The sequence below is a fragment of the Cohnella endophytica genome, assembly GCF_003628305.1.
Classification (GTDB): domain Bacteria; phylum Bacillota; class Bacilli; order Paenibacillales; family Paenibacillaceae; genus Cohnella; species Cohnella endophytica.
The window spans coordinates 97,648-122,538 of the sequence record NZ_RBZM01000005.1; the positions used below are offsets into that span (position 1 = coordinate 97,648).

Consider the following 24,891-nt stretch of genomic DNA (forward strand, 5'->3'; position numbering starts at 1 on the left):
TCAGTCATTCTTTAGGGGGGGATTGCCTTGAAAACTCGTTTTCCGAAACGGATCAAAAGCGTCTTATCGCTCGTCGTTTTGTTGTCTATGTTCTTCTCCTCTTTTCCGAACCTCGCAGTTGCCCAGGATTCCGACTGCGCTTCTAATTTTACGACGAAGCCGATGGTTGCTGGAGGGAGCGGTCATACCGTTGCGTTACGCGAAGACGGAACCGTATGGGCATGGGGGCAAAACCAGTCGGTCGGTCAACTTGGAAACGGTTCGTTCAATAACAGCATCTCCCCTGTGAGAGCGATCGCGTTGTGCGAGATTGTCGCGGTTGCAGCCCGTGCCGAACAATCTTTTGCCCTGAAAAAAGACGGAACGCTCTGGGCATGGGGGAGCAACGATTACGGCCAACTCGGCAACGCGAATGGATATTATAGTTCCGTTCCCGTACAAGTCCCCAACCTGAACAATGTCGGCGCCGTTGCGGCGGGTTACGGCCATACCGTCGCCCTCAAAAAAGACGGTACGGTCTGGGCCTGGGGAAGGAACGATTACGGTCAACTCGGAGACGGAACTACGACGACGGTTCGCTCGCCCGTGCAAGTGAAAAACTTAAGCGATGTCGTCGCCATTGCGGCGGGCTACAGTTATTCCGTAGCTCTGAAAGGCGATGGATCGGTATGGACTTGGGGGAACAACGATAAGGGGCAGCTAGGCTACGATACGGGTCCCAACATGGCTAACCTTATTCCCCAACGGGTGCCTGACTTGAACCCCGTGAGCGCCATATCGGCGGGCTACGGTCATACCGTCGCGTTGTATGAAGACGGGACGGTAGTAACGTGGGGATGGAACTCTTCCGGACAACTCGGAAACGGAACAACGACTTCCAGCCGTGACCCCGTTCAGGTACTTAACAGCCTAAATCCCCAACAAGCGCTGAACGGAGTCGTCTCCATTGCGGCAGGAGGAATGCATACGATTGCTTTGCTAAACGACAACACGCTGCGGGTTTGGGGGTTAAACAGCAGCGGCCAACTCGGCGAAAATACTTACCAGGATCGTTTATGGGCCGTAAAGCCGGATCGGATAGACGGTATCGTCTCCATTGGTACGGTGGATGCCCATACGATAGCCATCAAAAACGACGGAACCCTGTGGACATGGGGAAATAACTTCTATGGGCAACTAGGCTACCAAACGCCGCTTAACGTATTTACGTCTAAGGTTCCCACTCCGGTCGAGGGATTTAATGTAACCGGAAGCAATCCAACTTTAGTGCTCAACGGCAGACAAAGTTTGTCTTATTCGGAATGGTCAACCGTTCCTTTCCAGTTGCAAGCTTCCTTAAACAATTCGGGAAGCGACCTTGCTAACGTAACGCTTAAGCTTATACCCGGATCGGGGTTGAGTCTTGTTGACGACGACGCCGTCCATCCTGTCGGCAACGTTCCCTCGGGTAAAGGGGCGCAAACGACATGGAAAGTGAAGCCTACCGAAGAAGGAACTCATCAATTATCGGTGTATGCTTATCTGGAGGGCTCTTCCGAACCGTTTGCAAGCGCTACGTATCAGATTGAAGCATTGACGCCTACCGTGCCGTCCAATGTTACGATGAAAGGAATTCAAGCCTATCGAAGTAACGGAATTCCGGTAGCCATTAGATCCGCTACTCTTGCGTTTCAAGTCGCCTTTGATTCGTGTACGACGGAAGTCGCGTTCAAAGCGACGGATGCTAACGGATTGACGTATTCAGGTTTTATGAACCCGATTCCCGGCGCCGCATGGTCCTATGTATTTAACCCGCAGCAATCGGGATTAACGGCTTCTCCTTTATTGATCGAAATGATTCCTCAATGCGGAAAAAAAGTCCAATTCAACATCGAATTAATCGATCCGAGCGGGATTGTTTACAATGCTGCGCGAGGAGACGAGAAGGTTTGGCCTCTGCCCGGAGCCGAGGTCGTTCTGCAATACAACGATCCTGCGTTGGGCGAATGGGTTAACATGAGCGAGAATGATTATCCCGGAAAGCTTTCGCCGGCAACCAATCCACAATTGACCGGGGAAGACGGCCGATATGCGTGGGACACGGCGGCAGGGGAATATCGGGTGATCGTGAGCCGTCCCGGATTCCAAACCGTTATTAGCCGCGCCGTGCAGGTTCCTCCTCCGGTGACGGATTTGCATGTCGGATTAAATCCCACGGATAAAGTCGCGCCAAGTCTCGACGTAAACGGCGTAACGAACGGCGCGACCTATACGCAGCCCGTAACGATTCAATTCGGCGGATCCGATGACGAGTCGGGCGTTCGTTATGTCACTTATCAACTGGATGACGGCGAAGCGCAAAAGGCAAGCGGAGCGAACGGTTCGTTTCAGGTAACCTCGCCGGGTTCCCATGTCGTTGACTTCAAAGTGATGGACCATGCCGGGAATGAGCTTACCAAACGAATCGCGTTTACGATTTCCGAGCTGCCGGCGCCGGGAGGGGGAAGCGGAACGTCCAACGATGCGGCGCGCTTCCGAATTTTTATCGACGGCAAAGCGTATGAGCAAATTGCCGCAGCCGGTACTTCGCAAGAAGGCGAAAAGTCCGCGTATACGGTGACGGTGGATACGTCCCGATTGGCTGCGCTACTCGCCGGCGCGGGAAACAGGCCGATAATCGGTTTTCCGGTAGCGGCTAGTTCGGACAAAGTGACGGTGGTTTTGACCGGGGATGCCGTGCAAGCATTGGAAAAAAAGCAGGCCGTGTTGGAGCTGCAATCGCCGATCGGGAACTATACGCTTCCTGCATCGGAAATTCGGATCGATTCCTTGGCGAAGCAACTGGGAGATACCGCCAAGCCGTCGGAAATCTTCGTCCATGTGAGCATCTCCAAGGGAGATGCTGATATCATCAAGCGATTGGCAAAGGCCGCGATGAGCAAAGGCCAGTATACAGTCGTTGGTTTCCCCGTGGATTATACGGTGGACGCCTCGTTCAACGGTAAAACGGCGAACGCAAACAAGTTCAGCGCTTACGTGAAGCGTGAAATTCCGCTTCCTAACGGCGCAGACCCTCGTAAGATCACGACCGCCGCAGCGCTCGAGACGGACGGAACAATCCGCCCCGTACCGACCAACTTCGCATCGCGTGATGGGTTAAATTACGCCGTGTTCCACAGCTTGACGAATAGCACATACATCCTCTTAGATAGTCCCATGACGTTTGCGGACATCGATAGACATTGGGCAGAAGATGCAGTGAAAGACTTAGCTTCGCGGATGGTCGTGTACGGAACCGACGACACGCATTACCGGCCGGATGCGGCCATTACCCGCGCGGAGTTCGCGGCAATCGTCGTGCGGGCATTAGGGCTGGCCGATAACGGGAAAGTTTCCTCTTTTTCGGATGTGACGGCTGGTAATTGGTACGTGGGAGCGGTAGCCAAAGCACAGGAGTACGGGATCGTCGATGGATACAAAGACGGAACGTTCCGCGCAATGAGGACGATTACCCGCCAGGAAGCCATCTCGATAATCACAAGGGCGATGAAGCTAGTTGGCTTGGACACGAACATTAGCGCTACTGATGCGGATGCTGTTCTATCCCGGTATTCCGATGGCTCAGACGTTGCCGCTTGGGCGAGGAACGCGGTCGCCGCGGCCGCGAAGAGCGCGCTAGTTATCGGCTCCGGTCAACGACTAATGCCTTACGGCGACATCACTAGAGCGGAAACCGCGACTATCGTTCAGCGGATGCTTCAGAAGGCTAAGCTGATCGGAAGCAGTCATTCCATGTAGAAGGAGAAGGTGCGTTTGCATGAGAACAACTAGATTTGCTTGTGTACTCTTGGTAGGCGTCCTTATGACCGCAGCCGTCTCCGGCTGCGGCGGAGGCAAAAATGAGAATGCTTTAGGTTCGATTAACAGCCAGAATCATCTTCCCCAACAGGAGGAGACAAAACAGGAAAGCGCCGCCCCTTCTCCGGAAGCGCCCAATGAATTTCCCGTTTTGGATAACGCCCAGAACGTGACGTCAAGTCAAACGGGTCCCGGCATCCACAAAGGAGAGCGCTATTACCACATCCGATATAATGTAGACGAATCTATAGAAGAAACGGGAGAGCGCTACCGTCAAATCCTGAAGGATCAAGGATTAGAAATTATCGAACAAGACCTGGAAGCGGGCGGCGGCGCGCAAATGTACAAAGTCAATACGAAATCATGGCAAGTTACGTTGACAATATTAACGCTGGAGCAAACGACGGTTTGGATCAATTACGCCAAAAAGTAGCAGTTGCTCCTCTTCGCCCGCGTTCAGAGGTTTCCCCCAGGATTCATTTCCGCTACAATATAGAGGAGAAGAATTCTGCGAGTTGAAAGGAAATCAGTCATGAAAGTCGTCTTAACGACGCTAAACGCGAAATACATTCACACCTCGCTCGCTCTGAGATATTTGAAAGCCTACGCTCAGGGCGAGTTCGACGTGGAAATAGCCGAATATACGATTAAAGACCCGGCGATGAACGTTGCGGCCGATTTGTACGCGAAGAAACCCGACGTCATCGGTTTTTCTTGTTATATATGGAATATCGAAGAGACGATCGTCATCGTCGACATGCTCCGCAAAGTGTTGCCCGAAACGAAAATCATGCTTGGCGGTCCCGAGGTTTCTTACGACACCGAGTATTGGATGAACCGTCTTTCGTCCGTCGATTTCATCATCATGGGCGAAGGCGAGGAGACGTTCAGGGATTTGCTTCGGCAAGTCGCGGGCGAGCAAAAATATCATTTCGTATTCGGCATGGCCTACCGTAAGGGCGACCAAGTCGTCATTACCCCGTCGCGGCCTAAGCTCGACCTGAATACGATTCCGACTCCGTACCGGTTCAAGGAAGACCTCGTGCCGATGCGCAACAGGGTCGTTTATTTCGAGACGAGCCGGGGTTGTCCGTTCAGCTGCCAGTTTTGCTTGTCGAGCATCGAGGTCGGCGTCAGATATTTCGATATCGAATGGGTAAAAGCCGAGCTTACTTACTTGATCGATAACGGAGCTAAGCTCATTAAGTTCGTGGACCGGACGTTTAACATCAAGCGGGATTACGCGATGGAAGTGTTCCAGTTTCTCATCGATAACCATAGGGGCTGCGTGTTCCAGTTCGAGATCACGGCGGACATCATGCGTCCCGAGGTGTTGGATTTTCTGGCGGAACACGCGCCGCCGGGCGTATTCCGCTTCGAGATCGGCGTTCAATCGACGAACGACCCGACGAATATCGCCGTTCAGCGGCGGCAGAATTTCGCCAAGCTTTCCCGCACGGTAGAGAAAGTGAAGGGGAGCGGGAAGATCGACCAGCATCTGGACTTGATCGCGGGTCTTCCTCATGAGGATTACGATACGTTCCGCAAAACGTTTAACGACGTGTTCGCGCTGCGTCCGGAGGAGCTTCAACTGGGCTTCCTCAAGATGCTGAGGGGCACCGGACTTCGTAACGACGCTTCGAAATTCGGCTATATCTATTCGGAGCGAGCGCCATACGAGATGCTGGGCAACGATCTGATGCCGTTCAGCGACATCGTGCGGATCAAGCGGGTGGAAGACGTGCTGGAGAAATTCTGGAACGCCCACAGAATGGATCGGACGATGGAATATTTGATCCATCAGGCGTATCCGTCGCCGTTCGACTTTTTCCAAGCGTTCGGCGATTTCTGGGAAGCAAGGGGATGGAGCCGGATCGGCCATCAATTGGAGGATCTGTTCTCCCGATTATGGGCTTTCCTTACCGAGGACGCGAGACCCGAGCTTGATCTCGACGTCGCGCATGGCTTGCTGAAGATCGACTACTATTTGCAGCATAAGTACAAGCCTCGCAAGTTGTGGTGGGACGACGGACGGTTGGAGAAAAGGGATTGGACGGCCGCTCTCAAAGATGCGGCCGAGAAGCTCGGGATGGAAGAACGGGAGCTGCAGAAAAAAGGAACTTTGGACCGTTTGCCGTTCGATTACGGAACTTGGGTGAACGAAGGCCGCGTGGATCGTTCCAACCCTTCGGTGCTCGTATTCCTCTACTCCGGAGAAGAAGCGGGTCCTCAGTTAGTCGCACTGCCGCAGCCCGACGGGCAAGCGGCAGCCATTAAATCATAAGTCGAGAGGTGTTGGGGACATGGTCTATCAAGCAAAATCCGATCGTTACGCTACAATGAAATACAATCGGGTCGGACGTTCCGGCCTGAAAATTCCGGCGGTATCGCTCGGACTATGGCATAACTTCGGCGGCATCGATTCTTTCGAGAACGGCCGCGCGCTCGTCAGACACGCTTTCGACTTGGGCATTACCCATTTCGACTTGGCGAACAACTACGGACCGCCTCCGGGCTCCGCGGAAGAAATGTTTGGACGCCTGTTAGCGACGGACATGAAGCCTTACCGCGACGAGCTGGTCATCTCCACGAAAGCCGGCTACGGCATGTGGGCCGGGCCATACGGAGATTTCGGCTCCCGCAAATACTTGATCTCCAGCTTGGATCAAAGCCTTGCCCGCATGGGTCTCGATTACGTCGATATTTTCTATCACCATCGTCCGGATCCGGAAACGCCTCTCGAAGAGACGATGATGGCTTTGGATCAAATCGTTCGTTCCGGCAAAGCGCTGTACGTGGGGGTATCGAACTACCGCGCTCCGGAAGCGAAGGAAGCCATTCGCATTCTGAAGGAGCTCGGTACGCCTTTGTTGATTCATCAACCTCGCTACAGCATGTTCGATCGTTGGATCGAGGACGGATTGCAAGACGTGCTCGAAGAAGGCGGCGTCGGCTCCATCGTGTTCTCCCCGCTCGAACAAGGTTTGCTGACGAACAAATATCTGGGCGGCATTCCGCAGGACTCCCGCGCTGCGGGCGCGTCCGTATTCCTGAACGAAGGCAGTATTACGCCCGAGAAGCTGGACAAAGTTCGCAAGCTGAACGAACTTGCGTTGTCCCGCGGCCAATCGCTCGCGCAGATGGCGCTTGCTTGGGTACTTCGCGGCGAGCGAGTGACAAGCGTGTTGGTCGGAGCAAGCAAGGTAAGCCAGCTTGACGATAACGTCGCCATGCTTCAGCGCTTGGACTTTACGGCAGACGAGTTATCGGCTATCGAGGCGATACTGAAATGACGAGCAACGCGATCTCCAGGAGAATCGAAGAGCTAGAAAACCTGCTTCCTCCCTTAACCGCCAGACCCGATTTGGACGATTATTGGGATCTAACGTTGGAGCAATTCGCGGACAAGCCCCTATATGCCAAGAGAACGTTAACGGAAACGCCTTACGCCTACATGAAAGCCTGCAAAGTAGAATACCAGGGTTACGATGCGACTCCGATTCACGGCTGGTATTTGCTTCCCAAGTTCCGGCAAGAGGAGAAGTTGCCATGCGTCGTTCTCTATCATGGTTACACGGGCAGCAAAGGATATCCCGAAGAGTATGCCGCATACTTGCTGATGGGAATCGCCGTATTCGCCATTGACGTTCGGGGCCAATCGGGGGAAACGGGCAACCTGATGCCGCAGGATTACGGAATGACCAAAGGGTGGATCACCCAGGGCATTCTGGATAAGGACTCCTTCTATTACAAAGCGATAACCATCGATGCGTTAAAAGCATTGGATTGGGCGAGTGAGCAGCCCGAAGTCGATGCGGAGCGTATCTGCGCATCGGGCGCGAGCCAAGGAGGCGGTCTGGCGATGATCGCCGCCGCCTTGTCGGACAAAGCCGCGATCGCGGTGGCGCATATTCCGAACATGTGCCAGATGGATTTCGGGATATTGAATTCCTCGAGCTCGTTATCCGAGGCCGCCGCGTTCATCGAGCGTAACCCGGAACAACTGGATACGGTGCTCGAGACATTAAGCTACTTCGATAATATGAATCTGGCGCATCGCATTCGGATTCCACTTTTCGTCACGGTAGGCTTAAAAGATCCGGTAACGATGCCCGAGACGATCTACGCGGCGTTTAATCGGGTCGATTGCGAGAAAACGATCGTTCCGTATCCTTTCTCCGGCCATGTTGTCACCGGAGATCAGCAACGTCTTGCGGTTGATTTCATTTCGGCGCATTTCTTAAACCGGTAAAGCAAACAACCTCCGACCCCGCTTCATGTCAGCGGGAGATCGGAGGTTGTTTTGTTTATTAAGGGACGGTCTAATCCTTACGAAGCTCGCGAACGACATGTCCGAGCTCCGGCACGATCAATCGCGTCATCGCCAGGCGTACGGCGCCGGTCGAACCCGGCATCGAGAAGACGGCCGTCTTCTCGATCGTGCCCGCGATCGCGCGGGATAGAATCGCCGCCGAGCCGATATCTTCGGTGAAGCTCAGAAAGCGGAAAATCTCGCCGAAACCCGGCATTTCCTTGCTTAGCTCGCCGCGTACCGCCTCGTAGGTCGTGTCCCTGCCGGCGATACCCGTTCCGCCGTTAAGAAGCAGGACGTCCACGTTCGGATCGGCTGCAGCGCCGCGAACGAGCTTTTTAATCTGCTCGTACTCATCTTTGACGATCGCGTATTCCGTCACCGTATGTCCTTGTTCCTCAAGCAATCGCCGGATAAGCTGTCCGCTCTTGTCCGTCTCCGGCGTGCGCGTGTCGGACACGGTAATGATCCCGCACGAGACGCTTTTCGGCGCCTCGCTCTTGTGCTGCTCGGCGGAAGTCGTCATCTTTCGTGGCCTTCGCTGGTCGGAGGTGCTTCGAACGGAAGCGACGGTTGCTCCGCTTCGGTCTTAACTTCATTGTCGTTAGGCGCTTCCGGGTTATCCAGCGGCGTTGCATGCGTTTCCTTAACGAGACGGTCCACGACCGCCGGAACGATAAGCGTCAGCGCGTAAGCCAATGACATCCAAACGGTATAAGCTTGGTGCTGACCTTCCGTGAAAGAAGGGAAAACCGAATCCCTATGCCAAGCGGTATACGTATTGAGCAACAATCCGATGACGGCGGCCACGAATCCGAAATGGGTTGCGGAGCCCCGTTCGCGCAGCAACCGGAGCCTTACGATCAAGGCGATCCCGATCAAAAGCAGGAAAGTGAGCATTTCGAGCAGAAACAACGAAGAACCGAAGTAGGCTTCCCCGACTTCCAATACGACCCATTTCCCGAATAGGGCGAAGAAGAGAGTGGGCACGGCCCATACGGCGACTCCAAGCCCAGATAAAATCAATCCTTTTCGCACGACGATCCGTCCTTTCGGAGTAGCAAGCTTCTAATCTTTCGGACAACCTGCACACTTAATTCGACAAACGATGTCGATTTCCTCTTAAGGCACGAGGCTGCGAAGCACGGTCATCGAACCGTCCAGCGTGTATTGCCCCAAGTTGGCGGGGAGCAGGAAACAGTCGCCGGCTTGGGCATCGACCAGGCCGCTTGGCCAACCGATGCTCCCCGAGCCCTCGCAGACGATCAGGATGACGAAGCTTTCTTCGGAGGTGGACAACGTCCACTGTCCTCGGACGACGCCTTTGTCCGTCTTGAAATAAGGCGACGAGGCAAGCGTCAGCCACTCGCCCGGCTTCGCGCCGTCCGTAGTCATGCGCGCGGCTCCGGAGCCTTCATAGGCGGTTACGTTCAGGGAATCTTCGATATGTAATTCGCGAGGCTTGCCGTCCAGTCCCGGGCGGTCGTAGTCGTACAGCCGGTAAGTCGTGTCCGAGTTCTGCTGGATTTCCGCGACGAGGACTCCGGCGCACAGAGCGTGCACGGTTCCTGCGGGGATGTAGAACGTATCTCCTGCTTTCACGGATACTTCCTGCAGCGTATCCATGATGCGTCCTTCTTCGATCGCGCTCGCCATTTTCGCGCGATCGACTCCCGGCTTCAACCCGTAGATGATTTTGGCGTCCGGCTTGGCGTCGAGCACGTACCACATTTCCGTTTTGCCGAGTTCGCCTTTGGGCAGCTTGCCATAGTGATCGTTCGGATGCACTTGAATCGACAAGTCGTCGTTGCAATCAAGCAACTTGATCAAGAGAGGGAAACGTCCGGTTCCGGAACCGCCGCCCTTCGTACCGAACCATTCCGCGCCGACGGATTCGCGAATCTCGTCAAGTCCTTTGCCCGCGAACGCTCCGTTCGTAACGTGCGATACGCCGTTCGGGTGATCCGCGATCATCCATCCTTCGCCGATGGCTCCCGGAGGGACGTCGAAGCCGAATTTCTCCAGCGCCCGTCCACCCCATACTCTTTCTTTGAATTCAGGTTTGAAATGTAACGGATAGGGTTGTGTGCTCATCTTAGTTCGCGCCTCCTCGGGTCGTTTGGAAAAATTCGATGGACTCGCCGTCCGGACCGTTAAAGAAGAAGTAACGGCTACCGTTCGGCAGCGTGGTAATTTCATCGTCTACGCCTGCGACGTCAAGCGTGCCAATACGGCGGTACTCTTCCTCGATATCGTCTACCGTAAAGGCGACGTGATGCACGCGGCCTTCGCGGGCGACTTCTCCCGTATATCCTTCGATCAGCTCGATCTCGGTCTCGGAAGAGGAAGCGAAGGAGAGGAACGCCAACCGGATCACGCCGTTCGTATGCGTTAACGTTTCCGTGTGCTTCAAACCGACGACTTTCTCGTAGAACGGAATGGATACTTCCAATGAAGTAACGACTATGCCAACATGCTCGATTTTACTCACGGCCATGAGCGATAACCTCCTATTTTTTGTTCAAGGCGATTAGATAGGGAGAATAGAGCTTTTGCGGAAAGCGATAGACGACCGTTTGCGCGATGGCGGGAGATACCGCTTCAGCCCACGAAGATACGGCGTCCGCTTCCGTTTGACCGCCTTCGTGTCCGGGGTAAACGACTACGGTTACGATTCCTCCCGGGCGAAGCATGCGTAACGCGGATTCCAAGGCGGCCAACGTACTGGCAGGGTGCGTAATGACGTCGGATTCGGCGCCGGGCAAGTATCCGAGATTAAACATGACGGCCGCGATCCGGCCATGCCGTTCGACCGGGATAGCTTCCGACATGTTTTCGTGTCCTTCGCGCACGAGCGCGACCGTCGCGAGTTCTTCCTGCATGGCTTCGGATTCAAGCCTGCGGCGAGTGCTCTCGAGCGCTTCGGCTTGAATGTCGAATGCGAACACGGTGCCCTTCGGGCCGACTGTTCGTGCCAGGAACAAAGTGTCGGATCCGTTGCCGGCCGTGGCGTCCACGGCAATATCCCCGGGTAGGGTACGTTCCTTCACCCAGCGCTGGGCTTGGCTCAAGACGGATAGGAATCCCATCTTACACGCCCTTCCATGCTTTACCCTGCCAGCTGTCGCGGCGAACCAATTCGGCATCGATAGCGTTGAGAACTTCCCATTTGCGCAAGCTCCACATCGGGCCGATCAGCAAATCCCTCGGCGCGTCGCCGGTGAGGCGGTGAACGATCATCTCCGGCGGGAGTAGCTCCAAGGAATCGACGACGAGGGACACGTATTCGTCTTGATCGAGGAATCTGAGCAAGCCGTCTCGCCACTGGCGGACCATCGGGGTTTTGCGCATCAGGTGCAGAAGGTGGATTTTGATCCCTTGCACGTCCATGCCGGCGACGGCTTTCACGGTATCCAGCATCATCTCGCGGGTTTCCCCGGGAAGCCCGTGGATAATATGAGCGCAAACGCGAATGCCTCTCGCCCTTAAGCGTTGTACCGCCTCAACAAAACAATCGGTATCATGAGCCCGATTGATGAGTTCCGAGGTCGATTCGTGAATCGTTTGCAAGCCCATTTCTATCCATAAATACGTGCGCTCGTTCAATTCGGCCAAATAATCGATCACGTCGTCCGGCAAGCAATCGGGCCGGGTCGCGATCGACAAGCCGACCACTCCGGGTTGCTCGAGAATGACTTCATAATATTCACGAAGCGTTTCTACGGGGGCGTAAGTATTCGTATAGGCTTGGAAGTAACCGATATATTTCGCTTCGTGCCACTTTAAGTGCTGGCGGTCACGAATCTGGTTGAACTGCGAGACGAGGTCGTTGCGCCGGCTGCCGGCGAAGTCTCCGGAGCCTCTCGTGCTGCAGAACGTGCAGCCGCCCGCCGCGATCGAACCGTCACGGTTCGGGCAAGTAAAGCCCGCGTCCAGCATGACCTTGAATATTTTCTCGCCGAATTGCTCCCGCATCTCGAAGTTCCACGTATGAAATCTTTTGTCCGCCCATAACCGAGCCTTTTCGTTCGATAGATCTATCGTTGCCATCATTGCATCCGTCCTTTACTTAAGTCGGTATAATTGTAGCGAAAATAAAGCCAAAATGCGAGGGTTGTCGTTCCCATCCCGGCAAGCGATCGATTACCGAGCTATCGATACGAAATCAACATCGATAAACGGGCGATTACGATACCCTTTTTACTTGCAACACCTGACATGGTATGTTATATTGAAAGTGCGCCAAATCAACAAATAAATCTAACATCACTCGATTACGTCGCAGACCAATTCATACCATTTCCATATTTCGGGCAGGCTAGGTGCAACCATTAAATTAACCGATTGGAGAGGTGATTGTAATGAATTCAACCGTACGCATTCCTCAAGGGGACGATACGATTAAGATTGAATTAACGATGAAGGAAGCGATGGCGTTGGCAGGCATCAAGTTCCACAACAACCACGACATCGAGGTTTCCGCGAAGAAGAAGCTGAATCATCTTATCTCGGATCATTATATTGAAGAGAGCAAACCGGTCAACTGAGCCGTTAGGCGTTAGCATAGGAAAGTGAAGGCAGGATTCCCGAGGGCGGGAATCCTGCCTTTTTAGCGACTTAAGTGGAGTAAGTTGCGCACAGGTATATTATAAACGCGCGTTTACACAAGAAGGATTCCTGTGTATGATAAGCTTGTAAACGCGCGTTCACGAAAGAGGTCTAACCGTAATTGAAGAAAAAGGATATAAAGAGCGAGGAAATCGCCCGGTTGGCGGGTGTGTCCAGGAGCACGGTCAGCAGAGTCGTCAACAACTATGCCAACGTCCCCGAACAAACCCGCGACAAAGTCATGGAAGTCATTCGGCAATATAACTATTATCCGAATGTCTCCGCCCAAGTATTGGCTGGTAAACGAGCACGGACGATCGGCTTGTTCCTCATCGGACCGGGAAAAGTCTCAGGAGATATTCTGACCAATATGCTCATCGTGAGCGTCATCGAGAATGCCTCGGCATGCGGCTATTACGTGCTGACTAACCTTATTCGCGACGCGCACGACGAAGAGACGGTCAGGAGCGTACGTGAGATTTTTTTCCAACGGAGAATCGACGGGGGCATATTCATAGGTGCGTCGGATCGAGAGCCTATTATCGAAGATCTGATCTCGGAGGGCTTTATTGTCGGAGTCGTCGACCAAGAGCCGCCGGGACTTCCGGAGTCCAACCGGTTGGTCGCCAATTTCGATAACGATTCGGGGATGCGACAAGCGGTCGATTATTTGGCGGAATTGGGACATACGGATATCGGCGTCATTAACGGCGATCGAAATCGCTTGTCCGGCCAAACCAAATTCGAGGGATATCAGGCGGCGATGGCGTCTCGCGGACTGTCCGTCAATCCGTCGTGGGTACTGGCGGGGAGCTTTCACGAAAACGGCGGCTATGATGCGGCGACCGTCTTGCTTGAACGTAAGGGCGATCTGCCTACGGCCATCATCGCGGCCAACGATAGCGTCGCGTTCGGCGCGATTCGGGCATTCAAAGAGCACGGAGTGCGCGTACCGGAAGACATTTCCGTTATCGGCTTCGACGATCATGCGCTTAGCGAGAGGCATCATCCTGCGCTAACGACGATCCGGGTGAATTTCGGAGATATGCTTGAGCAGTTGACTTCGAATTTGATCGCCCGAATCGAAGGCTCCACGGCAGAGTTCAAGGAAATAAAGCTGGACTGCCAACTTATCGTGAGGAATTCTTGTCGTAAGATTTAACCGGATGCCCCAATAAAATCAAAGGTGGTAATGACAATGTCAGGACTTCTCGGCAATCACTTCATTACGCAAATCGGAATTCTCGTTAACGATATCGAGAAAACAAGCAAAGCGTACTCGGAATTTTTCGGAGTTCCTCAGCCTGAAGCCTTTCTAACGGATACGTTGGACAAAGCCCAGACCGAATATAACGGCGAGCCGAGCGTAGCGCGCGCGAAACTGGCTTTCTTCGATATGGGCTCGCTGCAGTTGGAGCTCATCGAGCCGGACGAGCACCCTAGCACTTGGAGAAATTACCTGAACGAGCACGGAGAAGGCCCGCACCATATCGCTTTCGTTATCGAAGGCATGAAGGAGAAAATAGAACTGCTTGACCGCAAAGGCTTCTCCCTTCAACAGAAAGGGGAATACGAGGGCGGCAGATACGCGTATATCGATACTTTCAAAGACCTGAAGGTGTTGGTCGAACTGCTCGAGAACGATAAGAAGTAAGCTAGAGGAGGAGATCGCATGAATGTGTTGATAACGGGCGCCAATCGGGGATTGGGCTATGAAATCGCCGCGGAAGCGCTAGAAAGAGGGCATTCCGTCATCGCCGGCGTACGCAACCCGGATGAAGATCATTCAGGATTGAAGCTATTGGGAGACAAGCATGGCGAACGACTTACGTTGACTCGCCTCGACGTGACGGACGAGAAAGGCATTGCCGAACTCGCTGCGAGTTTGCAACATGAAGGCAGAACGCTCGGAGCCATCGTGAACAACGCCGCGATTCTCACAGCCCGGAATACGCCGATCGAGCTTCTGGATATGGATGAAGTGGCGAAGACGTTCGAGATTAATTTGTACGGCCCTATGAGAGTCGTCAAACATTTCCTGCCTTTACTAACCGAAACGCAAGCTGCCATCATCAATATTTCCTCCGAAGCGGGAAGCATCTCGAACGCCTATCCGGGAGATTATCCTTACGCAATCTCGAAGACGGCTTTGAATATGTTCTCCGAGCAACTACATGTTTATTTGAAGGAACGCGATATTCAAGTGCTCGGCGTACATCCCGGCTGGATGAGAACGGATATGGGTGGAAGCAATGCGCCGACCGATCCGCGTTTGCCCGCTCGAGGAATTCTCGATCTGATCGAACGCCATACGGTCCCGGGTGCCCGGTTCCGCTTCGTCGATTACACCGGGAAAGAAATGCCGATCTGACCGATATGGAAGAGTACATACGATAATTGGGGTTGCCGCAACTAGCGGCAGCCCTTTTTTTATTTTCGACAAGATTGCTGTAGACAAAGAATGTTTTGGTTATATAGTTAATTACATGAGTAACTAACCGACTAACGTGGTGGTGAGGAAATGACATTATCGATGGACGAAAGCCGCCCCCTCTTCGTGCAAATCGCGGAACGCATCGAGAACGACATCATTGAAGGAAATCTTCCCGAAGAGTCGCAGGTTCCATCGACGAACCAGTTCGCGGCATTTTACCAGATCAACCCGGCAACCGTATTAAAGGGAGTCAATCTACTCGTCGATCAAGAAATTTTGTATAAGAAAAGAGGGATCGGAATGTTCGTGGCAACGGGTGTCAGAACGAAAATCATGGAGAAACGCAAGGAACAATTTTACGAGCAATACGTCGTCTCCATGGTCAAGGAAGCGGGTAAGCTTGGCATATCGGCCGAACAATTAACCGAAATGATTCGGAGAGGGGATAAAGAACAATGAGCACGGTCGTCGAACTCCAAGGGTTAACGAAGGCTTACGGCAAAGTCAATGCGGTCGACAACGTCAGCTTTAAGCTCGAGGAAAATAAAATTTACGGGTTGCTAGGACGGAACGGAGCAGGCAAGACGACGATTATGCACATGATCACGGCGCAATTGTTCGCCACTAGCGGAGAACTGAAAGTATTCGGCGAAGCTCCCTATGAGAACGCGCGTGTATTGAACCGAATCTGTTTCGTTAAGGAGAGCCAGAAATATCCGGATAATTATCGCGTTATCGATGTCATGAGCATTGCTTCCTCCTTATTCCCGAACTGGGATCAAGATTTCGCCGACTCTCTAGTCTTGGAGTTCCAGCTCCCGTTGAAACGCAGAGTCAAGAAATTATCAAGAGGAATGTTATCCGCTGTCGGGATTATCGTCGGCTTAGCCAGCCGTGCCCCGCTTACGATATTCGACGAGCCATATTTAGGGCTGGATGCCGTGGCAAGAAGCTTATTTTACAACAGACTACTCGAAGATTATGCTTTGCACCCTCGCACGATCGTGTTATCCACCCACCTTATTGATGAGGTCAGCCAAATGTTAGAACACGTTCTGGTCATAGATAAAGGCAAGATCATTATTGACGAGGAAGCGGATGCCCTTCGCGGTAGGGCGTCAACAATTATCGGAACCGCTTCGAAAGTGGATACTTTCACAGCGGGTAAGGACGTAATTAACCGGGAACCGTTCGGGGGGTTAGCCTCGGTTACCCTGTTAGGGGAGCTTTCGGCCCAAGAACATCGGCAAGCCGCGGAAATCGGGTTAGAGATCGCGCCGGTATCTTTGCAGCAAATGATCGTCCATCTCACGAATGGCAAATGGGACAGAAAGGCGGAGATATCGCTATGAATCGATTGCCGGGAATTATGAAAATTCATCTGCAAGATAAATGGGGGTGGATCATTCTCCCTTGGGTAATCTTAATGATTAGCTTTAGCGTGAATCTTATTATCGGGAGTACGTCGGGGGTGGAGATTTACACGGGAGGTCTGGCCTCTATTCATATTTATATGTTAGTTGCGGGAATCGCCAGCGTGGCGCAAACCTTCCCGTTCGCGATTAGTTATAGCGTGAGGAGAAAGGATTATTTCCTGGGTACTCTCGCAACGATAGCGATAATAAGCGTCGGCTCCGCGATTATCCTGTGGGCATTGGGTTATATCGAAAGCGAATTGACCGGTGGGTGGGGAATGAAACTGCATTTCTTTAACTTGCCTTATGTTAGCGATAGCAACGGAATCGGGCAGATCTGGATACAAGCGGCTACGATGCTCCATTTGTTCTTTCTAGGTTTTGCAATCTCTAGCATTCATCGAAGATTCGGCAAGACGGGGCTGTATACGTTCTTTTTAGCGATCTTCATTATTATGACAGTTAGTCTTTTTCTTCTGAGCTTCTACGATCGTTGGACTGTCATAGGAGATTGGTTAGGAGACGTGACCGCGATAGAAGCGGCATCGGGATTGTCACTTCTTACAATGATCTATTTGTTGTTTTCTTATTCGATGCTTCGCCGATCAACGCTTTGATTGGAATAAAACCATGTAATCTTTCCGCTCGGGTGTTTACCCGGGCGTTTTTTAATTCCGGCGCTAGTTTGTGATATCATTCAAGGAAATAGATGCAATGGTGTCGAACAGTTATGTACATATGTCGTTAGAGGAGCGTAATACGGATGATTAACAGAAAAGAGCTGCTTGAGTCCTACTCAAAAAAGTTCATGATCCATATGCGAATGTGGGAATCCGAGTGGAATCGGAACAATACATCGGATTTATCCTATGCGCAGTTCCTTGTGCTGTACACTTTGAATTTAGAAGGCCCCCAGCAATCCAAACAATTAGTCAATGATTTATCGATTACTTCCGGGGGGATAACGGCGATCTCCGATAAATTGCTTGCGCAAGGGTTAATTCGCAGGTCCCGGGACGGACAGCGGGACCGGAGGGCAATCATGTTGGAAATTAGCGATGAAGGCCGAATGCGTCTTGAATCCTTGGAAGAGGGTCGCGATCGAACCTTCGATGCTATTTTCGGCGTTCTTACGGATGCGGAAATTGCTTTTCTGGAGCAAGTCTACGGTAAACTAATTAGTATCAGGAAAGAATAAACTTGAGGTAACCACGTCATAAAGGGATCGCCAACCGTCCGATCGGACAGTTGACGATCCCTTTATTGGTTTAAAGAAAGATTACTCTACGATAATATTTCCAGTCATATTGTCATGACCTTGACCGCACATGATGTTGCAGTGATATTCGAACGTGCCGGCTTTGTCGAGTTTGATTTCTACGGTTTCGCCGTTTTTGATTTTCACTCCGCCTAAATCTTCAATGAGAATACCGTGGTTGCCTTCGGAGCTTTTCATTGTCAATTTAAGCGTGTCGCCTACTTTTGCTTTAACTTCGGTAACGTCGAATTTCCAGTTGCTTGCGTCAATCGTTGCTTCTATTGTTTGTCCGCCTTCCGCGCCTTCCGAAGCCGCAGGAGCGCTGGCAGCCGGCGAACTATTGTTATTCTTGGAGTTGTTACTTCCGCAAGCGGTTAGAGCAAGCATGGCGGCCAATGCAACGATAGTGAAGAAAATACTAGTTCTAAGTTTCATGATTTGGAATACCTCCTGATATTAAATAACTTAGTAGTAAGAATGTTAAGCGTCCGATGAAACATTCTACTCCAGTTCAAAAGCATTGTCAAAGTTATATTAAAGTATTATTGACTATCCTAAATGTGAGGCGTATATTACTTAACGAGAAGTACCTTAGTAGTAAGATTAAAGTGTCCGAAGTATTAAATTCCTTGGCGGCTCCCATTCGTATGCCTAGGAAGGTTTGATTGGATGTACTTAGCGTAATTAAATTTCATTAGGGGGAATCATCATTGAGTAAGAAATCATTAACGGTTGCAAGCGCGATTCTGGCAACAAGTCTTGCGTTATCCGCTTGTTCAAGCTCGAATAACAACGAAGCGTCCCCATCGGCTTCGGCATCTCCATCCGCATCTCCGTCCGCATCCGCGTCGACGGGAACGGGCACCTTCGAAAATTTTCCGAACGTCCATTTTGACTTGGCGAGTACGCGACACGTTCCTTTCACGGAAATCACGAAAGAAAACGTTAACGAGCTTGGCGTAATCTGGTCCGCCGATTTCAAACAACTAGATTCTACGATTCCAAACGGCAACCAAAACTTCACGATGGTCGTAGACGGCGTGTTGTACGTTACGACCTCCAAGAACCATGTGTTCGCTTTCGAAGCGACAACGGGCAAGCAATTATGGCACTGGGCTCCCGATGCAGAATTGATGGAAAATTCCAAAAACCTATACATCGTAGCAAACCGTGGCGTTGCGGTAGCCGAGGGTCAAGTGTTCATGCTAACCTTGGATAACCGTTTGATCGCTATTGACGCTAAAACGGGTAAAACAACCAAGGCCATCAAAATCGCCGATGCGGTCGATGGCGTAACGGTAGCTAACGGTTATTATGAGACGACGGCTCCCGTCTACTACAAGGGTAATCTCTATATCGGAAGCAGCGGCGGAGATAACGGCGTACGCGGTTTCGTTATGGCTTATAAAGCAAGCGATTTGTCTCCGGCTTGGGATACTCCGTTCTGGACGGTTCCGCCGAAAGGCCAGGATTGGTTGAAGACTGCCATCTATAACGGCGGCGGCGCGGTGTGGTGTCCGATCACGATCGACGAAGAAACGGGAATCATGTATTTCGGTACGGGTAACCCGGCACCGGATTTCTACGGAGCGGATCGTCCTGGAGCGAATCCATACACGGATTCTGTAGTTGCCTTGGATAGCAGCAACGGCAAATTGATCTGGGCAGAGCAAGAGATCAGCCATGATCTATGGGACTATGACGCCGCATCGACTCCGATGTTGATCAAAGCGACGATTAACGGTGCTGAACGCAAGGTAGTCGTTCACGGCGGTAAATCCGGGCAATGGTGGGCGCTAGATGCCGCTACGGGCGAGAGAATCTACGACGGCGTTCAATTTGCCAAAAAAATCGATCATCCGGAACCGACTCCGGAAGGCGTATTAATCTATCCGGGCGTGTATGGCGGACAGAACTATGCTCCGGAAACGTACGATCCAGAGTCTAACTATGTTCTGATCCCTGGAATCGAAGCCCCTAGCATGGCTGTAGGGCAAAAAGACGGCGAGGAAAAAGTTTCGCCATTCGGAACGACAATCGCCGAAACGCCTGCCGATATTATTCCTTACGGTACGGTGACGGCTATCGACATGAACACGGGTAAAATTGCTTACCAATATGATACCGACGATCAAATGCGCGGCGGCTTTACAAGTACCGCAACGGGAATTGCTTTCTACGGCGAGTTGAATGGTAAGTTCCGCGCTCTTGACATTAAATCCGGCAAAATCATTTGGGAATTCCAAACGATCGGCGATAACATCATGTCCGCGCCTTCTATATTTACGGTAGATGGCAAAGAGTATATTGCGATGACTTCTGGCGGTACGAAACCTAAAGTAATGGTATTTGCTTTAGGCGGAGACAAAACGCAAGGCACTGCCCCTACCGAGGGTGCGGAAGCAGGCGCTCACGGTTGATCGGCAACCTAAAAGGGTATAATTAGGATTAGCAAACAAGGCAGACCTGCTGGTCTGCCTTGTTTGCTAAAAAAGGAGTAATTGTTATGAAAAAACGACTTACGCTAATCCTGCTAACAGGAGTTGCGGTGGTAGGTACGCTGCTAGCCGGATGTACGAACAACAACGAGAATACAGAGCCGACGCAGCCGTCAACGGCAACGGCAACGGAAACGGCAGAGGAAGCACCTTCTCAGGTAACGATTCAAATGGATCAAACTACGTTACCCGTCGTTACTTGGAAAATGGATAACTCTCAATTACTGCCGGTAAAGGGCAAAGTGCTATCCGACGGGAAGCCGGTTTCAGGCGTTGTGGTCGGAATAGCGGGCAAACGCAATATGACGACGGATGAGAACGGCTTATTCGAGGTACTGGTAGATCGGAGCATCCCGCAAAGCATTCCGTTACAAGTATCGAACGCGGAGCAAGCAACGGTAGAGGGGAAAGCGGTCGGAAGCTCGACCAAAGAAGCATTGAAGTCGGCGTCCGGCCGAATCGACGTTTACTATCCGATCCAAGTAACGGAAGTTAAAGCGGATCCCGACAAGGCGGATCAGGTAGAAGTCCACGCACGCGCCGTTGTCGAAGAAGGATTTACTTATCCGAAAACAACCTTGGATAAGTATGTTATTCAAGGCGTCGTGAAGGATGCGCAAGGAAAACCGGTCAAAGGCGCTATGGTCAGCTTTACGAGGGATAAGGGCGAAGGCTGGTCGCGTTCCGAACCCGCGAACGAAAAGGGAGAGTACAGGCTGTATTATTTTCCCGAGGATGACGAGGACTTGTATTTGAACGTTCATGTCGGAGATGTTCAGTATACGCTTCCGGAAGGGAGGGTGTATCGGTTCCCGGAAGGTACAAGCGTGAATACGGACATCATTCTTCCGGAGACGGGGACAACGATCGTCGATCAACCGCCGACATTGGTAAGCAAACCGGCTAAGGGCGCGCTTTATTGGGCGCAGGCGATCGGCTTGTCCATAGATCCTTCCGTGGCGTATACGATCAGCTTGCCTCAAGAAGACGGCTCGTTCGTTCTGAAGATCGCCAAAGCCGAATGGGACAAATCGCCGTTGTTTTACCAAACGGCAATGAGTAGATTTTCCGATACGGAGATAAAAGTAGGGGACTCCGTTCCATCCTCCTGGATTCCAGCTCCAAGCAAAAGCGATCCTGTCGGAATCGCTCCCCTAAATTAGTTGACGAAAAAGGGATTGAAAGCTGTCGCTAAGACGGCTTCCAATCCCTTTGTTATTCGACGATAAGATTGCCGGTCATGTTGTCGTGTCCTTGACCGCATTGAATGCTGCAATGATACTCGAAGGTCCCCGTTTTGTCGGCCGTGAACTCCGCGGTTTGCCCGTTCTTGATATTGACGCCAAAATCTTCGATTGCCAATCCGTGCGCCCCTTCATCGTTAACTAAAGTCACCTTAACGGCATCGCCCTTTTTGACTTTGATTTCCGTTTGATCGAATACCCAGTTTTTCGCATGAAGAGTGATTTCTTGCGTTCCGCCCGCCGCAGTCGTTCCGGAAGGCGCGGGAGCGCTTGGGGAAGGCGATACGTTATTTGCATTATTCTTGCTGCCGCACGCGCTCAGCGCGGATAGGGTTGCCAATGCGACAAGCGCGAGAAATAGACCTTTTTTCTTATTCATCTTCGTATGACCCTCCTGAGTTGGATAAGCGATGATCAATAAAATACCCCGGAACGAGGATACCTATTCCTCTAACCTCTACGTTGATAGAGGGATTTGTCCGTTCGTGCATGGTTCAGTATAAAATTGGGAACTTTGACTTTAGGCAATTCCTATTCGAAACAAGGGGGAACTACGTTGTGAAGAAAATCGTATCTGTTGCAACCGCATTAGTCATGGCAGCCTTTGCCTTGAGCGCTTGCAGCAATAACGGCAATAACGGCAATAACATTACGTCTCCATCCGCCTCCGTATCTCCTTCCGCTTCCGCGTCGCCGACTCAAGCCGGTCAGTCCGCGAATTTTCCGAACGTTCACTTCGACTTGGCCAGCACGCGCCATGTCCCTTACGCAGAGATCACGAAAGATAACGTTAAAGATTTGGGGGTCGTTTGGTCGGCGAATTTCAAGGATTTGGATGCTGCTATTCCAAACGGCAATCAGAATTTTACGGTAGTGGTGGATGGCGTGTTATACGCGACGACCTCCAAGAACCATGTGTTCGCGTTCGAAGCGACGACGGGTAAACAAATTTGGCATTGGGCGCCTGATGCCGAGCTGATGGAAAATTCCAAAAACCTATACATTGTAGCAAACCGTGGCGTTGCGGTAGCCGAGGGTCAAGTGTTCATGCTGACCTTGGACAACCGCCTGATCGCTATCGATGCTAAAACGGGTAAAACAACCAAGGCCATCAAAATCGCCGATGCGGTCGATGGCGTAACGGTAGCTAACGGATATTATGAGACAACGGCCCCCGTATACTACAAAGGTAACCTCTATATCGGAAGCAGCGGCGGCGATAACGGCGTACGAGGCTTCGTTATGGCTTATAAAGCTAGCGATTTAACTCCGGCTTGGGATGCTCCGTTCTGGACGGTTCCGCCTAAAGGCCAAGATTGGTTGAAGACGGCCATCTATAACGGCGGCGGCGCGGTGTGGTGTCCGGTCACGATCGACGAAGAAACGGGAATCATGTATTTCGGTACAGGTAACCCGGCACCGGATTTCTACGGAGCGGATCGACCTGGCGCGAATCCTTACACGGATTCTGTAGTTGCCTTGGATAGCAGCAACGGCAAATTGATCTGGGCAGAGCAAGAGATCAGCCATGACCTCTGGGACTATGACGCCGCTTCTACTCCGATGCTGATTAAAGCGAAGATCAATGGAGCCGAACGCAAGGTTGTCGTTCATGGCGGTAAATCCGGGCAATGGTGGGCGCTGGATGCCGCTACGGGCGAGAGGATTTACGACGGCGTTAAATTCGCCAAGAAGATCGATCATCCGAATCCGACGCCGGAAGGCGTATTGATCTATCCTGGCGTATACGGCGGACAAAACTTCGCGGCTGAAACCTATGATCCGGATTCCAATTACGTTCTAATTCCGGGAATCGAAGCTCCGAGCAAGATTGTAGCCGAGAAAAAAGGAGCAGAAAAAACCTCTCCGTTCGGAACGACGATTGCGGAAGCTCCCGCGGATATCGTGCCTTACGGAACGGTAACCGCAATCGATATGAATACGGGCAAAATCGCTTATCAATACGATACGGACGATCAGATGCGCGGTGGATTCACGAGCACGGCAACCGGAATCGCGTTCTATGGCGAGTTAAACGGTAAGTTCCGCGCGCTGGATATTAAATCCGGCAAAATCATTTGGGAGTTCCAAACGATCGGCGATAACATCATGTCGGCTCCCTCCATCTTTACTAAGGACGGCAAACAGTACGTAGTAACGACATCCGGCGGCACGAAACCTAAAGTAATGGTATTTGCTTTGGGCGGAGACAAAACGCAAGGCCCAGCCTCGACTTCGGGCGCAGAAGCCGGCGCTCACGGCTGACCGATCGAACAATAGGCGCGTATTGACGCAGCGGAACAAGACAGGTCGTAGGCCTGTCTTGTTTTTTTACGGGCAGGACGTTCTCTCTTTACAACGGACGACACATTAGGCACAATAAGAGTCATTGACGATTAACGACGCAGTGTTGTGGGAGGATTAAGAAATGCGACTTCGCGGCAAAAAAAATATTCGGGAAAGCTTGGAGAAGCAACCGGATCTCGTAGTATTGGAGCCTCAGAAGCTAAGAGGGCGTTGGCACGAGTTCTTCGGCAACGAAAACCCGATCCATATCGAATGCGGCATGGGCAAAGGGCAATTCATCAGCCGTTTAAGCGGCAATAACCCTAATATCAATTATATCGGGATGGATATGTACGACGAATTGCTGAAACGAGGCAGCGAGAAAGCGCGAAAGCTGTGGAAAGACGAAAAAGGAATGGACGAGGTACCGAACTTAGCGCTAGTGCGCGGGAACGTGGAATTTCTGGACAAAATGTTCGAGCCCGGCGAGCTGGAGCGCGTTTATTTGAACTTTAGCGATCCTTGGCCGAAGTCGAAACATGGCAAACGGAGGCTGACGCATCCGCGTTTTCTGATGATGTATAAAGAAGCGCTAAATGATATAGGAGAAATCCACTTCAAGACGGATTCTTTGAGCCTATTCGAATTCTCGCTCAACAGCTTCTCCGCAGCCGAGATTCAAATGCGCAACATCTCGCTTGATTTGCATCGACAGAGCCTTCGGGACGATCTTGTTCTAACCGAATACGAGAGTAAATTTGTCGCTAAGGGCATGCCGATTTATAGGCTGGAAGCGGTAGTCGGGCCTAAAGTGCAGGAGGAGCATCGTCGCCTCGTGGCAGAGGATCTGGCAGCTCAATTAAGAAGAGGGACGACGAAAAATTACGAAGCCGGCGATGACGAAGACGAGGATTCGGAGTCGGACGAATAGAACAATGAACGGCCCTACCCGGGTGAGAGCCGGGTAGGGCCGTTATGTAAATCGCGTTTGCCCGGGGA

General features: G+C 51.9%; 25 protein-coding genes. 17 read left to right on the plus strand and 8 right to left on the minus strand.

Annotated elements, in window-relative coordinates; genetic code table 11:
• Positions 1–27: 27 nt before the first annotated feature.
• The 5 genes from D7Z26_RS10775 to D7Z26_RS10795 all read left to right on the plus strand — a co-directional run bounded on the left by D7Z26_RS10775 (position 28) and on the right by D7Z26_RS10795 (position 8,089).
• Positions 28–3,777: an RCC1 domain-containing protein gene (locus D7Z26_RS10775; RefSeq protein WP_120976731.1), complete on the plus strand. Its 3,750-nt coding sequence runs from the start codon at positions 28–30 to the stop codon at positions 3,775–3,777.
• Between the two features lie 19 nt (positions 3,778–3,796).
• Positions 3,797–4,270: a hypothetical protein gene (locus D7Z26_RS10780; protein ID WP_147423847.1), complete on the plus strand. Its 474-nt coding sequence runs from the start codon at positions 3,797–3,799 to the stop codon at positions 4,268–4,270.
• Between the two features lie 99 nt (positions 4,271–4,369).
• Positions 4,370–6,121, plus strand: a complete 1,752-nt coding sequence (locus D7Z26_RS10785) for a B12-binding domain-containing radical SAM protein (RefSeq protein ID WP_120976735.1) — start codon at positions 4,370–4,372, stop codon at positions 6,119–6,121.
• A gap of 19 nt (positions 6,122–6,140) precedes the next feature.
• Positions 6,141–7,130, plus strand: coding sequence for an L-glyceraldehyde 3-phosphate reductase (mgrA, locus tag D7Z26_RS10790; RefSeq protein ID WP_120976737.1), 990 nt, complete (start codon positions 6,141–6,143; stop codon positions 7,128–7,130).
• The gene (locus D7Z26_RS10795; protein WP_120976739.1) at positions 7,127–8,089 is read left to right on the plus strand and encodes an acetylxylan esterase; all 963 of its coding nucleotides are present in this window, start codon (positions 7,127–7,129) and stop codon (positions 8,087–8,089) included. Before mgrA ends, D7Z26_RS10795 begins: the two co-directional genes overlap by 4 nt.
• A 70-nt stretch (positions 8,090–8,159) precedes the next feature.
• On the opposite strand, the gene D7Z26_RS10800 is transcribed toward D7Z26_RS10795, so the two are convergent.
• The 6 genes from D7Z26_RS10800 to D7Z26_RS10825 form a co-directional block, all read right to left on the minus strand.
• Entirely contained in the window at positions 8,160–8,675 is a 516-nt protein-coding gene (locus D7Z26_RS10800) for a MogA/MoaB family molybdenum cofactor biosynthesis protein (RefSeq protein WP_120976741.1), read from the minus strand.
• Positions 8,672–9,187, minus strand: coding sequence for a hypothetical protein (locus D7Z26_RS10805; RefSeq protein WP_120976743.1), 516 nt, complete (start codon positions 9,185–9,187; stop codon positions 8,672–8,674). Before D7Z26_RS10805 ends, D7Z26_RS10800 begins: the two co-directional genes overlap by 4 nt.
• 84 nt (positions 9,188–9,271) lie before the next feature.
• Complete coding sequence (locus D7Z26_RS10810) at positions 9,272–10,243, minus strand: type I phosphomannose isomerase catalytic subunit (RefSeq protein WP_120976745.1); 972 nt, start codon at positions 10,241–10,243, stop codon at positions 9,272–9,274.
• A gap of 1 nt (position 10,244) precedes the next feature.
• On the minus strand, positions 10,245–10,646 hold the full coding sequence (locus D7Z26_RS10815) for a VOC family protein (RefSeq protein WP_120976747.1): 402 nt from the start codon (positions 10,644–10,646) through the stop codon (positions 10,245–10,247).
• Between the two features lie 13 nt (positions 10,647–10,659).
• On the minus strand, positions 10,660–11,238 hold the full coding sequence (locus tag D7Z26_RS10820; RefSeq protein ID WP_120976749.1) for a class I SAM-dependent methyltransferase: 579 nt from the start codon (positions 11,236–11,238) through the stop codon (positions 10,660–10,662).
• 1 nt (position 11,239) lies between these two features.
• Positions 11,240–12,199 carry a TIGR01212 family radical SAM protein gene (locus D7Z26_RS10825; protein WP_407643501.1) on the minus strand — a complete coding sequence of 320 codons (960 nt, stop codon included), beginning with the start codon at positions 12,197–12,199 and terminating at the stop codon, positions 11,240–11,242.
• A 311-nt stretch (positions 12,200–12,510) separates the two neighbouring features.
• Between D7Z26_RS10825 and D7Z26_RS10830 the strand changes: the two genes are divergently transcribed.
• The 8 genes from D7Z26_RS10830 to D7Z26_RS10865 all read left to right on the plus strand — a co-directional run bounded on the left by D7Z26_RS10830 (position 12,511) and on the right by D7Z26_RS10865 (position 17,804).
• A complete protein-coding gene (locus D7Z26_RS10830) occupies positions 12,511–12,696 on the plus strand; it encodes a hypothetical protein (protein ID WP_120976753.1) in 186 nt (61 codons plus the stop codon).
• A 182-nt stretch (positions 12,697–12,878) separates the two neighbouring features.
• Positions 12,879–13,919 (plus strand): LacI family DNA-binding transcriptional regulator, encoded by a 1,041-nt coding sequence (locus D7Z26_RS10835; protein ID WP_120976754.1) that lies wholly within the window; start codon positions 12,879–12,881, stop codon positions 13,917–13,919.
• 36 nt (positions 13,920–13,955) lie between these two features.
• Complete coding sequence (locus D7Z26_RS10840) at positions 13,956–14,411, plus strand: VOC family protein (protein ID WP_120976756.1); 456 nt, start codon at positions 13,956–13,958, stop codon at positions 14,409–14,411.
• Between the two features lie 18 nt (positions 14,412–14,429).
• Positions 14,430–15,128, plus strand: a complete 699-nt coding sequence (locus D7Z26_RS10845) for an SDR family oxidoreductase (RefSeq protein WP_120976758.1) — start codon at positions 14,430–14,432, stop codon at positions 15,126–15,128.
• Positions 15,129–15,278: 150 nt separating this feature from the next.
• A complete protein-coding gene (locus D7Z26_RS10850; RefSeq protein WP_120976760.1) occupies positions 15,279–15,650 on the plus strand; it encodes a GntR family transcriptional regulator in 372 nt (123 codons plus the stop codon).
• Positions 15,647–16,543: an ABC transporter ATP-binding protein gene (locus D7Z26_RS10855; RefSeq protein WP_120976762.1), complete on the plus strand. Its 897-nt coding sequence runs from the start codon at positions 15,647–15,649 to the stop codon at positions 16,541–16,543. The genes D7Z26_RS10850 and D7Z26_RS10855 overlap by 4 nt, the downstream gene beginning before the upstream one ends.
• Positions 16,540–17,223: a hypothetical protein gene (locus tag D7Z26_RS10860; RefSeq protein WP_120976764.1), complete on the plus strand. Its 684-nt coding sequence runs from the start codon at positions 16,540–16,542 to the stop codon at positions 17,221–17,223. The genes D7Z26_RS10855 and D7Z26_RS10860 overlap by 4 nt, the downstream gene beginning before the upstream one ends.
• Positions 17,224–17,369: 146 nt before the next feature.
• Entirely contained in the window at positions 17,370–17,804 is a 435-nt protein-coding gene (locus tag D7Z26_RS10865) for a MarR family winged helix-turn-helix transcriptional regulator (protein ID WP_120976766.1), read from the plus strand.
• Positions 17,805–17,885: 81 nt separating this feature from the next.
• Here D7Z26_RS10865 and D7Z26_RS10870 read toward each other — a convergent pair whose 3' ends face one another.
• Positions 17,886–18,299: a cupredoxin domain-containing protein gene (locus D7Z26_RS10870; RefSeq protein ID WP_120976768.1), complete on the minus strand. Its 414-nt coding sequence runs from the start codon at positions 18,297–18,299 to the stop codon at positions 17,886–17,888.
• 275 nt (positions 18,300–18,574) lie between these two features.
• Here D7Z26_RS10870 and D7Z26_RS10875 point away from each other — a divergent pair, with 275 nt between their 5' ends.
• Positions 18,575–20,284, plus strand: a complete 1,710-nt coding sequence (locus tag D7Z26_RS10875) for a pyrroloquinoline quinone-dependent dehydrogenase (protein WP_120976770.1) — start codon at positions 18,575–18,577, stop codon at positions 20,282–20,284.
• Positions 20,285–20,370: 86 nt separating this feature from the next.
• Positions 20,371–21,525: a carboxypeptidase-like regulatory domain-containing protein gene (locus D7Z26_RS10880; protein ID WP_120976772.1), complete on the plus strand. Its 1,155-nt coding sequence runs from the start codon at positions 20,371–20,373 to the stop codon at positions 21,523–21,525.
• A 52-nt stretch (positions 21,526–21,577) separates the two neighbouring features.
• Here the strand turns inward: D7Z26_RS10880 and D7Z26_RS10885 are convergent, their stop codons facing one another.
• Positions 21,578–21,985: a cupredoxin domain-containing protein gene (locus D7Z26_RS10885; protein WP_120976774.1), complete on the minus strand. Its 408-nt coding sequence runs from the start codon at positions 21,983–21,985 to the stop codon at positions 21,578–21,580.
• Positions 21,986–22,164: 179 nt separating this feature from the next.
• On the opposite strand from D7Z26_RS10885, the gene D7Z26_RS10890 reads away from it, so the two are divergent.
• A complete protein-coding gene (locus D7Z26_RS10890) occupies positions 22,165–23,871 on the plus strand; it encodes a pyrroloquinoline quinone-dependent dehydrogenase (RefSeq protein WP_158602262.1) in 1,707 nt (568 codons plus the stop codon).
• Positions 23,872–24,034: 163 nt separating this feature from the next.
• Positions 24,035–24,823, plus strand: coding sequence for a tRNA (guanosine(46)-N7)-methyltransferase TrmB (trmB, locus tag D7Z26_RS10895; RefSeq protein ID WP_120976779.1), 789 nt, complete (start codon positions 24,035–24,037; stop codon positions 24,821–24,823).
• Positions 24,824–24,891: the final 68 nt, after the last annotated feature.